This is a genomic window from Mycobacterium shunyiense (assembly GCF_058270035.1).
This window is the reverse complement of sequence record NZ_JBZDPT010000009.1, coordinates 67,418-81,726: the sequence shown is the minus strand read 5'-3', so window position 1 is coordinate 81,726 and position 14,309 is coordinate 67,418. Positions and strand designations below refer to the sequence as shown.

Genomic DNA, 14,309 nt, shown 5'->3' with positions numbered 1-14,309 from the left:
GGGCCGATGTTAGGTAAATTGGCCTCGACCATGAAAACCCTTGACGCCCCCCGGACGGAGCCCGGCACCGAATCCGGTTCCGTTCCGCACGCAGTCATGGGCACCCGTGCATCAGGTTTCTACCGCCACGATCTGGACGGACTGCGCGGTATCGCGATTGCCCTCGTGGCGATGTTCCACATCTGGTTCGGTCGAGTTTCCGGTGGTGTCGACGTTTTCCTGGCGCTGTCCGGATTCTTCTTCGGCGGCAAACTCCTGCGGATCGCACTCAACCCCGAAGCTCCGCTGTTGCCCGTTCCCGAACTGGTCCGGTTGATTCGGCGCCTACTTCCAGCACTGGTCGTGGTGCTTGCCGCAGCCGCCGTGCTGACGATCCTCGTGCAGCCAGAGACCCGCTGGGAAACGTTTGCTGACCAGAGTCTGGCGAGCCTGGGCTACTACCAGAACTGGGAACTGTCCAACACCGCCGCGGACTACCTTCGCGCCGGTGAGGCGGTCAGTCCGCTGCAGCACATCTGGTCGATGTCGGTCCAGGGGCAGTTCTACGTGGCGTTCCTGGCGCTGGTCTTCGGGTTCGCTTTCCTCGGCCGCCGGATCTTCGGACGGCACCTACGCACCGCGTTCATCGTTTTACTGGGCGCCCTGACCATCGCGTCCTTCGTATACGCGATCATCGCCCACAACAACGACCAGGCCACCGCCTACTACAACAGCTTCGCCCGCGGCTGGGAGCTGCTGATCGGCGCGCTCGCCGGGGCTTTGGTTCCGGCGGTGCGGTGGCCGATGTGGCTGCGCACGATCTTGTCCACAGTGGCGTTGGCGGCCATCCTGTCGTGCGGTTGGTTGATCGACGGCGTCAAGGAGTTCCCGGGGCCGTGGACGCTGGTTCCGGTCGGCGCCACCGTCCTCTTCATCCTGGCGGCCGCGAACCGGTCCGAGGATCCGAGCGCGGGCCAGCGGTTACCCGCACCCAACCGGATGCTGGCAACAAAGCCGTTCGTGTCGCTGGGCTCGATGGCGTACTCGCTCTACCTCTGGCACTGGCCGTTGCTCATCTTCTGGCTGTCCTACTCGGGCCACGCGCACGCCAACTTCCTCGAGGGCACAATCGTGCTGCTGGTGTCGGGCGTGCTCGCCTGGCTCACCACCCGTTACATCGAGGAGCCGCTGCGCTCGCAGAAAAAAGCAAAGGACACCACCCAGAGTGTGTCCATGCCCGCCATTCCGTGGCGGGTCCGGCTGCGTCGGCCCACCATCGTCCTCGGCTCGATCGTCGGACTGCTCGGTGTCGCGTTGACGGCCACCTCCTTCACCTGGCGCGAGCACGTCACCGTGCAGCGCGCCAACGGCAAGGAGCTCTCCGGACTGTCGGCCCGCGACTACCCAGGGGCCCGCGCACTGATCGACCATGCCCGCGTGCCCAAGCTGCCGATGCGCCCGACGGTGCTGGAAGCAAAGGACGATCTGCCCGCGTCCACGACCGACGGCTGTATCAGCGATTTCGGCAACACCGACGTGATCAACTGCACCTACGGCGACAAGGACGCGGCGCGCACCATCGCGGTCGCCGGCGGCTCGCATGCCGAGCACTGGATCACCGCGCTCGATCTACTGGGCCGTCTGCACAACTTCAAGGTGGTCACCTACCTCAAGATGGGTTGCCCGCTCACCACCGAGGAAACCCCGCTGGTGATGGGCGACAATCGCCCCTATCCGAAATGCCATGAGTGGAACCAGAAGGTGATGACCCAGCTCATCGCCGATCGCCCCGATTTCGTGTTCACCACATCGACGCGGCCCTGGAACATCAAAGACGGCGACGTCATGCCGGGCACCTACATCGGAATTTGGGAAACCCTCTCCCAGAACAACATTCCGGTTCTGGCAATGCGCGACACCCCGTGGCTGACCCGCAACGGCAAGCCGTACTTCCCCTACGACTGCCTGGCCAACGGTGGCGATGCCATCTCCTGCGGCATCGATCGGTCCAAGGTACTCTCCGACCACAACCCCACGCTGGATTTCGTCGGGAGGTTTCCTCTGCTCAAGCCACTGGACATGAGCGATGCGGTGTGCCGGAAGGACTACTGCCGCGTGGTGGAGGGAAATGTGTTGCTGTACCACGATTCTCACCATATTTCGACGACGTATATGCGCACGATGACAGGTGAATTGGGCCGTCAGATGGCGGTCGCCACCGGTTGGTGGTGAACCCATGCCGCCGTCATCTCCCGTGCCTCCATCGTCAGCACCCACGCCGATGTCGACTGTGTGGCCCGGCGAGGCCTACCCGCTCGGGGCCACCTATGACGGTGCCGGCACCAACTTCTCGTTGTTCTCCGAAGTCGCCGAACGGGTCGAGCTGTGTCTGATCGCCAAGGACGGCACAGAACATCGGATCAACCTCGAAGAGGTCGACGGGTACGTCTGGCACGCCTACCTACCGACGGTCACCCCCGGCCAGCGTTACGGGTACCGGGTGTACGGCCCGTGGGACCCCGGCAGCGGCCATCGGTGTGATCCCAGCAAGTTACTGCTCGACCCGTATGGCAAGTCGTTTCACGGTGACTTCGACTTCAGCCAGGCCCTGTTCTCCTACGACCTGAACGCCGAGCCGCCCGGTACCGGAAACCCGCCCGGGGTCGACTCTCTCGGCCACACCATGACCAGCGTGGTGATCAACCCGTTCTTCCAGTGGGGATCCGACCGGGCGCCCAAGACGCCGTATCACGACACGGTGATCTACGAGGCACACGTCAAGGGCATGACCCAGACCCACCCGGGAATCCCGGAGGAACTCCGGGGGACGTATGCCGGACTCAGCCACCCGGTGATCATCGAATACCTCCAGTCGCTGAACATCACCGCGATCGAGTTGATGCCGGTGCACCAGTTCATGCATGACCACCGCCTGCTGGACCTCGGGCTGCGAAACTACTGGGGCTACAACACCGTCGGCTTTTTCGCCCCGCACTTCCAGTACGCCGCCACCCGGCACGCCGGCGGCGCGGTGGCCGAGTTCAAGACCATGGTCAAGGCGTTCCACGACGCGGGTATCGAGGTAATCCTCGACGTGGTCTACAACCACACCGCCGAAGGCAACCACCTCGGTCCGACCATCAACTTCCGCGGCATCGACAACGCCGCCTACTACCGTCTGCTCGACGGACAGCCCGAGTACTACAAGGATTTCACCGGGACCGGCAACAGCCTCAACGCGCGGCACCCACACACGCTGCAACTGATCATGGACTCACTGCGGTACTGGGTCCTGGAGATGCACGTCGACGGGTTCCGGTTCGACCTGGCCTCCACACTGGCCCGCGAATTTTATGACGTGGACCGCCTCTCGGCGTTCTTCGATCTGGTCCAGCAGGATCCGGTGGTCAGCCAGGTCAAGCTCATCGCCGAGCCGTGGGACATCGGCGAGGGTGGCTACCAGGTCGGCAACTTCCCAGGTTTGTGGACCGAATGGAACGGGAAGTATCGCGATACTGTGCGCGATTACTGGCGGGGCGAGCCCGCAACTCTGGGGGAGTTCGCCTCCCGGCTGACCGGCTCCTCGGACCTGTACGAGGCCACCGGCCGTCGTCCCGGTGCCAGCATCAACTTCGTCACCTGCCACGACGGGTTCACTCTCAACGACCTCGTGTCCTACAACGAGAAGCACAACGAGGCCAACGGTGAGGACAACCGCGACGGCGAGAGTCACAACCGCTCGTGGAACTGCGGGGTCGAGGGACCGACCGACGATCCGGCGATCCTGGCCTTGCGCGCCAAGCAGATGCGCAACATCGTGGGGACGCTGATGCTGTCGCAGGGCACCCCGATGATCGCGCACGGCGACGAGATCGGCCGTACCCAGTTGGGCAACAACAACGTGTACTGCCAGGATTCCGAGCTGTCCTGGATGGACTGGTCGCTGCTGGAGACCAATGCCGAGCACCTCGAGTTCACCCGCAAGGTATTGGCATTCCGTAAGCGCCATGCGGCATTCCGTCGTCGCCGGTTCTTCGAGGGCAAACCGATCCGCAGTGGTGATCAGGTCCGCGACATCGCCTGGCTCACTCCGGGCGGCACCGAGATGACCCCGGAGGACTGGGGAACGGGATTGGGAACCTGTGTCGCGGTGTTCCTGAACGGCGACTCCATCCCCGCTCCCAATGCCCGCGGTGAACGCGTGGTCGACGACACGTTCCTGCTCTGCTTCAACGCCAATGACCACGAGCAGGATTTCGTCACGCCCAACGGCGACTATGCCGCCGAATGGACCGGTGACCTCGACACCGCCAGTCCGACGGGCGATTCCGATCTGGTGGTGGCCGCCGGCCAGAAGATCTCGCTACAGGCCCGCTCCCTACTCGTCCTACGCAAGACGGCCTGACATGCCGCGCCCGGTGCTGTCCACGTATCGGCTCCAGATGCGCGGGGACTGCTGCACATTCGACGATGCGGTGAACCTGCTCGACTACCTCGACCGTCTCGGTGTGTCACACCTCTATCTCTCGCCGATCCTGTCGGCCGCACAGGGATCGACCCATGGATACGATGTCACCGATCCCACCACGGTGTCGGCCGCACTTGGTGGATCCAAAGGTCTACAGCGCCTGTCGGAAGCGGCCCGATCCCGCGGCATGGGGCTGATCGTTGACATCGTGCCCAACCACGTCGGCGTTGCCCATCCCGAGCAGAACCCGTGGTGGTGGGACCTACTTCGGCACGGCCGAGATTCCGCTTACGCCGGCTACTTCGACATCGACTGGGATCTCGATGCCGGCCGGATCGTGTTGCCCGTCCTGGGTTCAGATGACGACGTCGCCGACCTCGTGGTCGACGGCGGCGTGCTGCGCCTGGGCGATCTGGTCTTCCCCATCGCACCGGGGACCGGCGCGGGTACCGGCAGCGAAGTGCACGATCGCCAGCACTACCGGCTGACCGGTTGGCGCAGCGGAATCTGCGGCTACCGGCGCTTCTTCTCGATCACGTCTCTGGCCGCACTGCGCCAGGAAGACCGTGCCGTTTTCGACGCCAGCCATGTGGAGGTCAAACGCTGGTTCGACGAAGGATTGGTGGATGGTCTGCGTATCGACCATCCGGACGGATTGTCTGATCCCGCAGGCTATCTGCGTTGGTTGCGTGAGCTCACCGGTCCCGACGCGTGGATCGTGGTGGAGAAGATCCTGGCCGCCGACGAGAGCCTCGATGCATCGCTCCCGGTTAACGGCACCACCGGGTACGACGCGTTGCGTGAGATCGGCGGACTGTTCGTCGACCCGGCCGCCGAGAGCCAGCTCACCGCGGTGAGTGGCGATCCGGATCCCGAGGCCGAATCGACGCTCAAGAGGGCTGCTGTGGCCGAGACCCTCGCCAGCGAGTTGGGCCGACTGTGCCGATCCGTCACGGCGGTGACCGGGCAGCACGACCCCCGACTGCCTGCGGCGCTGGCCACACTGATCAGCAGGATCGGCGTGTACCGCAGTGACTATCCGGCACTGGGCACGATCATCCCGATGGCGATACAGGAGTCTGCCTGCGCCGCACCCGAACTCAGCGAAGCGTTGACCGCCATCTCGGTAGCCATGTCCCGCAGCGGCGAGGTGGTCTCCCGGTTCAACCAACTGTGTGGCGCCGCGACCGCCAAGGCCGTCGAAGACTGCCTGTTCTACCGCGAGGCGCGTCTCGTGTCGCTCAACGAGGTCGGCGGCGCACCGGAGTTGTTCGGGGTCACGGCGGCCGAGTTCCATCAGCGGGCGACGGCGCGAATGCGTGCCTGGCCGGCCACGATGACCGCATTGTCGACCCACGACACCAAGCGCGGCGAGGATGTCCGCGCCCGCATCGGCCTGCTGTCCCAGGTGCCCGAGACGTGGGCAGATTCGGTCGAGCGGTGGATTGCAACGTCCACTCCCCCCGACCGTGACACCGCACTTTTCCTGTGGCAGAACATCTTCGGCGTCTGGCCGGTCGACGGCGCCGTGACCGACGAGCTTCGCTCCCGGCTGCACGGCTACGCCGAGAAGGCGATCCGGGAGGGCGCCACCAGGACGTCCTGGCACGACCCCGACGTGGATTTCGAGAATGAGGTACACGCTTGGCTGGACCGCGTGCTCGACGGGCCGGTCGCAGCCGAACTGACGGCATTGGTGAGCCGACTCGAAGCCCACGCCCGCAACGACATCCTTGGCCAGAAACTCATTCAGCTCACGGCACCCGGCATCCCCGACGTCTACCAGGGCACCGAGACGACCGAGGACAGCCTGGTCGATCCGGACAACCGGCGCCCGGTCGACCATGCGGCACTGCGCGGAGCTGTGGAGCGAGGCGACGACGACAAGCTGCGCGTGACCATGGCCGCCCTGGCGCTCCGCCGGGCCCGGCCCGAGACATTCCTGGCCGGCAGCTACGCCCCGCTGCCGGCGACCGGCAGTGCCGCGAGCCACCTGGTCGCGTTTCTGCGAGGTCAGGATGTGGTGGTGGCCGCCTGCCGGTGGACCGTGGCGCTGGCCGAAACCGGCTGGGAAGACACAATGTTGCCGCTGCCCGTGGGCCAGTGGCTGGATCGACTGAGCGGGCGTCAGTGGGCTGGGTCGGTCCCGCTGACCGAGCTGCTCGCCGATTCGCCGGTGGCGCTGCTGGAGCGTACCGATGACTGAATTCACCGTGTGGGCACCGGCCCCCGACCGCGTGCGGGTCGACGTTGACGGAACGCTGCACGACATGGTGCGCTCCGAAGACGGCTGGTGGCGTGCGGAGGTCGCGAGCCGTAGCAATGCCCGATACGGGTTCGTTCTCGACGACGATCCGACGGTGCTGCCCGATCCTCGCTCAGCGCGCCAACCCGACGGTGTACATGAACGCTCCCAGCTGTGGCAGCCCGCGCCCGACGCCTGGACCGACAGCGGCTGGGCGGGCCGCTCGATCAGCGGCGCGGTGATCTACGAACTTCATGTCGGAACCTTCACTCCCGAGGGCACATTCGATTCCGCCATCCACAAGCTCGACCACCTGGTGGATCTCGGTGTCGATTTCGTGGAGTTGATGCCGGTCAATGCCTTCAACGGCACCCATGGGTGGGGCTACGACGGCGTGCTCTGGTACGCAGTGCACGAGCCCTACGGCGGTCCCGACGGCCTGATCCGGCTCATCGATGCCTGCCATGGGCGTGGTCTCGGTGTACTGATCGACGCGGTGTTCAACCATCTCGGCCCCTCGGGCAATTACCTTCCGCGGTTCGGCCCCTACCTGTCATCCGGCCACAACCCGTGGGGCAGTTCGATCAACCTGTCCGATGCCGACGCCGACGAGGTGCGCACTTACATCATCGATTGCGCGCTGCGCTGGATGCGCGACTTCCACGCCGACGGCCTACGCCTGGATGCAGTGCACGCACTGGTGGACAACACCGCAATCCATCTGCTCGAGGAACTGGCGACCGACACCGACGCCCTGGCCGGGGAACTCGGCCGACCGCTGTCGCTGATCGCCGAAAGCGACCTCAACGATCCGCGGCTGATCACTCCTCGCGACCGCGGCGGGTACGGGCTCGCCGCACAGTGGGACGACGATATCCACCACGCCATCCACGCCGCGGTGTCCGGTGAAAGGCAGGGCTACTACGCGGATTTCGGATCGCTGGCGACGTTGGCGCAGACGTTGAAGCACGGCTACTTTCATGCTGGCACCTATTCGTCGTTCCGGCACCGCAGGCACGGTCGGCCGTTGGACACCGCCACGATTCCGGGTACTCGGCTGCTGGCCTACACCCTCACCCACGACCAGGTCGGCAACCGCGCCGTCGGCGACCGGCCGTCACAGTTGCTGACCTTCGGCCAGCTGGCGGTCAAGGCCGCGTTGGCACTCGGATCTCCTTACACGGCGATGCTTTTCATGGGTGAGGAATGGGGATCCTCCTCGCCGTTCCAGTTCTTCAGTTCACACCCCGAGCCGGACCTTGCCCGCGCCACTGCCGAGGGGCGCAAAGCCGAGTTCGCCGAGCATGGCTGGGACGCCGACGAGATTCCCGATCCGCAGGACCCGGCGACCTTCCAGCGCTCCAAACTGAACTGGGGCGAGGTCACCGAGGGTGATCATGATCGGCTCCACCGCACGTATCACGCACTGATCGCGTTGCGGCGCAGCGAACCCGACCTCGCAGATCCGTGGCTCGACCACATGTCCATCGACTTCGACGAAGAGCAGCGCTGGATTCTGCTGCATCGAGGGGCCGTGTCGATCGCCTGCAACCTGGGCACCGAGGCGGTGACGCTTCCCGTTTCCGGCGAGCTGCTCCTGGCGTGGGAAACCCCCGACATCCGCGCCGAATCCATGGTGTTGGCCGGCCACTCATTCGCCGTCCTGCGTAGCAAGCGCGATCAGTGAACCTTCCGCACGGACGTGCCGTCGAGGTCCACGACGGCACCGCGCGAGTTCGTCGGCCGTAGTTCCGAAAGTCGATCACCGCTCGTGTCGACGAGCACCGAGTGCGCCTCGCCAGATGCGAACGCATGCCGCTCACCCCACTGGCGCAGCGCCACCACCACCGTGAAGAGGTCACGACCGGACTGGGTGAGGGTGTACACCTGCCGCCGGCCCGACGCGGCCGTCTCCCGGTCGAGAATGCCGCGGTCGACCAATCGGCGCAGGCGGTCGGTCAGGATGTTGCGCGCGATGCCGGTCCGCTGCTGAAAATCGGTGAAGGCGCGGGCTCCGTCCATGGCGTCACGCACGATCAACAGGCTCCAGCGATCCCCCACCAGGTCGAGGGTGCGCGCCACCGGACATGCGGGATCGGTCCAGGTCACGTCATCGCTGTGCGGCATCGCCTCGCCCATCGCTCCCCCTGAAGAGTTGCTGAATGAAACTATTCTGCCGTAGCGTCGGTTCAGTTGCAATTTGCAACCAATTGGAGGGTAGATGAAACCGACCGTCGGCCTGAAGATGCTTCTCGCCACCGTGTGCGCAGTGGCCGTGGCAACGATCTATGCGGCACAGCCGGTGCTGACCCTGATCGGCCACGACCTGGGCGTGCCCGATGCCGAGCTGGGATCGATCGTCACCGCCGGACAACTGGGTTATCTGGTGGGACTGTTCGCCCTCGTCCCGCTCGGCGACATGGTCGATCGCCGCCGGCTCATCAGCGGGCACCTGGTGTTGGCCGCAGTGGGCGTGGCACTGGCCGCGACGGCCGCACAGTCCTGGCTACTGCTAGCCGGCCTGGCGGTGGCCGGCCTGTTCGCGGTAGTCGTTCAGACCACGGTCGCCTACGCTGCGGCTCTGTCCACACCCGAACAACGCGGTCGAACCCTCGGCGTGGTGACCTCCGGAGTCGTCATCGGCATCCTCGGATCCCGCGTGGCGGCGGGCGCCGTTGCCGCGGTGTGGGGTTGGCGCAGCGTCTATCTCGGGCTGGCGGTGCTGTTGCTGACGCTGGCATGTCTCGTGCTGCGGCTCTTCCCGCCCGACCCGCCCCGTGCGCACACCACCTACGTCGAGGTGCTGGCGTCGTTGGGCCGACTGTTCGGTGACCGCCTGTTCGTCTCGCGCGGGGTGATCGCGTTCTTTCTGTTCGCCTCGTTCGGAACGCTGTGGAGCGGCCTGGCGCTGCCACTGGCGGCGGATCCGTGGCATCTGAGCACAGCTCAGATCGGACTCTTCGGAATCGCCGGCCTAGCAGGCGCACTCGGCGCCGCCCGGGCCGGACACTGGGCTGACGCCGGGTTCGCAAGTACGGTCACCGGCGGGGCGCTCGCATTACTGGCCGTATCGTGGCTGGCCATCGGGCACGTGTCATGGTCGCTGCTGCCGATCGTCGTCGGTGTCGTCGTGCTCGACTTCGCGGTGCAAGCTGTCCATGTGAGCAATCAGCACCTGCTGACCACTGCCCACCCGCACCGCACCAGCAGCGTCATCGGCGGCTATATGTTCTTCTACTCACTCGGCTCAGCCCTGGGTGCGACCGCCACGACCGCCGCGTTCTCGGCTGCAGGCTGGACCGCCTCGGCGCTCCTCGGCGCCGCCTTCGCCGGCTGCGCCCTCGTCATGTGGGCGGTCAGCCGACCGGCGCACCGAACGCCACGATGACGGCGACCAGTGCCAGAACCGCCGCGAACACCGGCAGATGGTCCACGGCTTTCGTGACCAACTTCTCCCCCGCCGCGACTCCGAAGAGGGCCACCATCAGCCACAGTGCGTGCGGGGCCAACGCCATGGGCAGCATCATCGGGCCGCAGGCGCCCACACAGCGCAGCCCGTTACGCAGGCCCTCGCCGACGCATGCCCGGTCCGCTCGCCGGCCGTCCGCAGGCAGCGCCTGTACCCGATGACACGCCCGCAGGAACAACCGCTTCCGGCGGGTCAGTTCCCAGGCTGCCGCGCCCGCGAGCAGACTCGAGACCACCGGAACACCAACTGTTTTCACACCGACCGACCAGACAATGGCCAGCGCTGCGGCACCGAACACCGACCACACTGCGAGATAACCGAGTACGAACAACACTTGGCTGCGGTGCCGCCGATTCCACCTGCCGTTCATCGATATCGACCGCACGGCGGCCAGCGTCGTGGGCAGCATCATCGCCGCGGCCATGACCACCCACATTCCCAGCGAGGCAGGAAATTCGGGCACACCGGGACCCATCGCCGCGCAGCGTTCTGCGACGACGCCCAACCCTGACGCCCCATGGTGGTGGGCCGCAGCGTGAGGCACTGCCGAACAGTGATGGGCGCCAACGTGACCCGGCATCATCAGGTGCAGTACCGTCACCGCCGACCAGGCAGCCACCGAAACCGTGAGCACGGATAGCTCCGGATGCCGCCACCACAACCGTCGCCAGGGCGATGGCCGCGCCGGTGCTGCAGCCAGAGTCATTGCAGGAAGACACTCACGCGCCCGACGCGCGCCTGTCCCGGCTCCTGTGGTGCCGAGGCCTGAGCCCCCGGTAGCCGGATGGGATGAGCGGCCGGCTCCACGTACTGCGGCACGAAGGTGACGCTGACCTGGTCACTCCACCGCCCCTCGGCGGTGAACCGTTGATACAGACCGGTGATGTCGTAGGCGAGCCGCATCCCGCCGTGTTCATTGTCGGGATTGGTGGATTCCTCGATCCCGAAAAATGCGGCGACACCGACGAAATGGTCATCATCGACAGTCGGTTCACCGCCGCCCACGTCGAGATACACCTTGTAGGTGACGCCCACCGGCGCCGGCGACGTCACATCCTCGATCCGAAGGAAAGCGCGGGATACCGGGCTCTCCTCCTGGGCCAGTGGGCCCAGGGGTGGCGCGATGGCGAAGGTGACGTTCGTCGCCTCACCGGCGAGGGCGATCGCGCGATCCGATGCTCCGACGAGTTCCGGTGGGTTCTCGGGCGCAGGTGCGGTTGGCATGAGTGCCTCCAGTGCGACAGGGGCGGCGATGTCCTCATAGCTGTAGCTGAGCTGAGGGGCAGTTTCGAGCACCTCCTGAACCGTCTCGGTGAGCGTCGCCCGGTTCTCGTCATGGAAGTGGAAGGTCACACCGGTCAGCCAGGCAGCCTCCGTGGTGTTGGCGCGGTCCGGCATCGTCCGCCAGATCTCCCAGATCCGGTCGATGTTGGCATGATGCAGCCAGAAGATGGGGTCCAGCGCCGCCGTGTTGAACGATCCCATCAGTCCACCCACACCGACGTGGACGGCACCGTGGGGCGTTCCTTCCAACGGTCCCATCGCCGCACCGGGGTCCTCGCCGGCATGACTGAATCCCGTACGCCCACCGGCGAACCCGCCGAACCCAGCGAAGTCGACGGGCGCCAGCGCACTCGTCAGGTCGACATCGGAGGCAGGCAGTGACGAGCCGTCGTTGAGGTTCCGTCCGGGCACCCACAGGGGATTCGGTGTCACCCCGTCCGGCAGGGTCGTATCGAGGAAGGCCTGCGGCAGCCGGCGGCGGTCCGGGTCGTCGCTGCTGTAGTTCCAGTACGGCAGCGCCCAGGTCGACTTGGTCTGTTCATCGACGTCGTCGAGTTCCTGGATGGCCGACGTGACAATCCGCTCGAACCATTGCAGATACATCCGGTGCCAGGGCAGGAAGAACCAGCAGAAGTGCTGGCACTGATTGCGGAACCGGTCGGGCTTCACTGTGGTGCCGTGAATGTCGGACTGATACTGCCAACCGATCGGATCCAGCTGATCCGCATCTGTCCGGCCGATCAGCACCTGAACTGCGCGGGCGTAGGCGTAGATCGTCGGGTGCCAGTGATCGATGTGATCGAGCGTCCAGATGTTGCGCCGAACGCGGGTCGATGCCGACTCCGCAACCGTGAGGGTGTCACCGGACTGCGTGATGTGTTCGGCCATGGTCGGCTCTTCCTTGCTGCGGATCTCCAGTGGGGCGAATACCCACGTCAGGACGGTAAGCGCCCGGAGGCAGGGGCGCGCGCGTACATCACTACCTGTGTTCGGCGTCGACGCCGGCAGCACGCGCATCGCGGTGGCCCGCACACGCATCGGAGCTCCCGATCGCCGCGATATTCGAGTAGGCCACTACGCACGCATCTGCGCCGCACTCTGGCGCATGATCAGGCCGTGCCACAGCGCCGGCGCAGGCCGGTCCGCACCCGGGCAGCCCAACCCTCGGAGCAGGAGATGTGAGAACTCATGAACGACAACGGGTTAGAGAGCTTTGCACTGCACAGCGCGGACAAGTACCAGGGCCCGGCAGTACAGGCCATCAATGACGAGGCGGTTGTGCCCGGTGGGGCGCAGGCGATCGACGTGGCAACGCTCGATCCGGAATCGGCGGCACGCCGCTACCTCAACCAGATGATCTCCAGCCCCGAGGTGCCCTCGATCACCGACAGCAGCGCAGGCCCGGGGACCGAGTACCTGGCCCTGGGCACCGAGTCGATTCCGCTGACCGAATCCACCGTCGTGAAGTTCGCCCAATACCGCCAACGCATCCCGGTGTACGGGTCGCTCGTCACGATCGAACTCGACGACGCCAACAACATGCTGGCCGTCAACTCGGCGATCGGTAATCCCGAAGGGGTCGACGCGGTCGCGACCATATCGCCGGCGCAGGCCCAGGACGTGATCGTCAAGGATGCGGGCAAAGACGCATTGCCACTGCCGGAGCCACCCCGGCTCTACTTCTACTTCGACAAGAGTGCAGACCCCAGCGTCTGGCGCCTCGTGTACATCGCCAAGAACGTACAGCGCCACCGCGAGCGCACCTCCGACGGTCACCCGGAGACGCTGCCGGAGCTCTTCGACTACGTTGTCGACGCGCACTCCGGCGATCTCGTCGCCAAACTTCCCCGCACCCAGACGATTTCGTGGACCCTGGAAGAGCTGGACTCGACCGACGCCCTCGGCCAGACCCGTCGCATCCGGGCCGAACGCGACGAGAACGACAACAAGCGTCTGGTGGATCCCACCCGGCGCATCGAGACCTACGATTTCGGGTTCCGCAAGATCGAATCGCAGTTCCGCTCACTACCGGGCGCGGCACCGATCTCCAATCCACCAGCACCTTGGAGCCCGGCGGCGATCAGTGCCCACGCCAACGCCCAGGAGGTTGCCGACTATCTGCTGAACACATTGCAGCGCAACGGCCTCGACAACCAGGGCGGCCCGTTCATCTCGTCCATCAACTGCACCTCTATCCAGGCCGCGACACCCCAGGAATGGCGCAACGCCGCCTGGATCGGCACCCAGATGGTGTACGGGCAGCGCAGTGTCGGCGGCGAACTGCGGTCGTATGCAGTGGCGATGGACGTCGTGGCGCATGAAATGACGCACGGACTGACCGACAACACGGCCCGTCTCGAGTACAAGGACGAGTCCGGCGCGCTGAACGAGTCCTACTCGGACATCATGGGGACGATCATCGCGAACTCCCAGAAACCCGACATCGACAGCTGGAACTGGGAAATGGGTGAAGAACTCGACGGTACCGGCGTACCCCTGAGGGATCTGAGTGATCCGGCCCGGCGCGGCCAGCCCGCGCACATGCGCGACTATGTACACACGACCCGGGACAACGGCGGTGTGCACACCAACAGTGGCATCCACAACAAGGCGGCGTTCAACATCATCAGCGCAAAAAACGGCCAGGGCCACCTCTTCACGCCCCAGGATGTGGCAGCGCTGTTCTACCTCGCACTGACACTTCATCTTTCGCGGACGTCAGGTTTCAGTGACAGCCGCCGGGCCGTGGAACTGGTGGCCAAGTCTCTGTTCCGCGGGGACTCCGAAAGCGTTCGGGATGAGAAGGTCGCCGCGGTGAGCGCCGGATTCGAGGCCACCGGGATCAGCGCCTGAAGGCTCGCCCT

Annotated in this window: 9 protein-coding genes; 6 read left to right on the top strand and 3 right to left on the bottom strand. The window is 65.5% G+C overall.

Going from position 1 to position 14,309, the window contains the following annotated elements:
* Positions 1 to 30: 30 nt before the first annotated feature.
* The 4 genes from sucT to treZ are packed head-to-tail and all read left to right on the top strand — an operon-like array spanning position 31 to position 8,379.
* Entirely contained in the window at positions 31 to 2,211 is a 2,181-nt protein-coding gene (gene sucT / locus AC4ELS_RS08155; RefSeq protein WP_064958633.1) for an acetyltransferase SucT, read from the top strand.
* Positions 2,212 to 2,215: 4 nt separating this feature from the next.
* The gene (gene glgX, locus AC4ELS_RS08150) at positions 2,216 to 4,384 is read left to right on the top strand and encodes a glycogen debranching protein GlgX (RefSeq protein WP_499046689.1); all 2,169 of its coding nucleotides are present in this window, start codon (positions 2,216 to 2,218) and stop codon (positions 4,382 to 4,384) included.
* A 1-nt stretch (position 4,385) separates the two neighbouring features.
* The gene (gene treY / locus AC4ELS_RS08145; RefSeq protein WP_499046686.1) at positions 4,386 to 6,653 is read left to right on the top strand and encodes a malto-oligosyltrehalose synthase; all 2,268 of its coding nucleotides are present in this window, start codon (positions 4,386 to 4,388) and stop codon (positions 6,651 to 6,653) included.
* Complete coding sequence (treZ, locus tag AC4ELS_RS08140) at positions 6,646 to 8,379, top strand: malto-oligosyltrehalose trehalohydrolase (protein WP_499046684.1); 1,734 nt, start codon at positions 6,646 to 6,648, stop codon at positions 8,377 to 8,379. The genes treY and treZ overlap by 8 nt, the downstream gene beginning before the upstream one ends.
* On the opposite strand, the gene AC4ELS_RS08135 is transcribed toward treZ, so the two are convergent.
* On the bottom strand, positions 8,373 to 8,831 hold the full coding sequence (locus AC4ELS_RS08135; protein ID WP_064958629.1) for a winged helix-turn-helix transcriptional regulator: 459 nt from the start codon (positions 8,829 to 8,831) through the stop codon (positions 8,373 to 8,375). The two genes, treZ and AC4ELS_RS08135, sit on opposite strands and share 7 nt — an antisense overlap.
* An 82-nt stretch (positions 8,832 to 8,913) precedes the next feature.
* Between AC4ELS_RS08135 and AC4ELS_RS08130 the strand changes: the two genes are divergently transcribed.
* Positions 8,914 to 10,080: an MFS transporter gene (locus tag AC4ELS_RS08130; protein ID WP_499046682.1), complete on the top strand. Its 1,167-nt coding sequence runs from the start codon at positions 8,914 to 8,916 to the stop codon at positions 10,078 to 10,080.
* Here AC4ELS_RS08130 and AC4ELS_RS08125 read toward each other — a convergent pair.
* Positions 10,049 to 10,705, bottom strand: a complete 657-nt coding sequence (locus AC4ELS_RS08125; protein WP_499046680.1) for a copper chaperone — start codon at positions 10,703 to 10,705, stop codon at positions 10,049 to 10,051. The two genes, AC4ELS_RS08130 and AC4ELS_RS08125, sit on opposite strands and share 32 nt — an antisense overlap.
* A gap of 158 nt (positions 10,706 to 10,863) precedes the next feature.
* Positions 10,864 to 12,483 carry a tyrosinase family protein gene (locus tag AC4ELS_RS08120; protein ID WP_499046679.1) on the bottom strand — a complete coding sequence of 540 codons (1,620 nt, stop codon included), beginning with the start codon at positions 12,481 to 12,483 and terminating at the stop codon, positions 10,864 to 10,866.
* Between the two features lie 150 nt (positions 12,484 to 12,633).
* On the opposite strand from AC4ELS_RS08120, the gene AC4ELS_RS08115 reads away from it, so the two are divergent.
* On the top strand, positions 12,634 to 14,298 hold the full coding sequence (locus AC4ELS_RS08115; RefSeq protein ID WP_448447719.1) for a M4 family metallopeptidase: 1,665 nt from the start codon (positions 12,634 to 12,636) through the stop codon (positions 14,296 to 14,298).
* Positions 14,299 to 14,309 lie beyond the last annotated feature (11 nt).

Excerpts from the sequence above, each read along its gene's own strand:
- AC4ELS_RS08120 (WP_499046679.1), bottom strand. The coding sequence starts at position 12,483 with ATGCGTGTGCGGGCCACCGCGATGCGCGTGCTGCCGGCGTCGACGCCG.
- treY (WP_499046686.1), top strand. The coding sequence starts at position 4,386 with ATGCCGCGCCCGGTGCTGTCCACGTATCGGCTCCAGATGCGCGGGGAC.
- AC4ELS_RS08130 (WP_499046682.1), top strand. The coding sequence starts at position 8,914 with ATGAAACCGACCGTCGGCCTGAAGATGCTTCTCGCCACCGTGTGCGCA.
- sucT (WP_064958633.1), top strand. The coding sequence starts at position 31 with ATGAAAACCCTTGACGCCCCCCGGACGGAGCCCGGCACCGAATCCGGT.
- AC4ELS_RS08135 (WP_064958629.1), bottom strand. The coding sequence starts at position 8,831 with ATGGGCGAGGCGATGCCGCACAGCGATGACGTGACCTGGACCGATCCC.
- treZ (WP_499046684.1), top strand. The coding sequence starts at position 6,646 with ATGACTGAATTCACCGTGTGGGCACCGGCCCCCGACCGCGTGCGGGTC.
- AC4ELS_RS08115 (WP_448447719.1), top strand. The coding sequence starts at position 12,634 with ATGAACGACAACGGGTTAGAGAGCTTTGCACTGCACAGCGCGGACAAG.
- glgX (WP_499046689.1), top strand. The coding sequence starts at position 2,216 with ATGCCGCCGTCATCTCCCGTGCCTCCATCGTCAGCACCCACGCCGATG.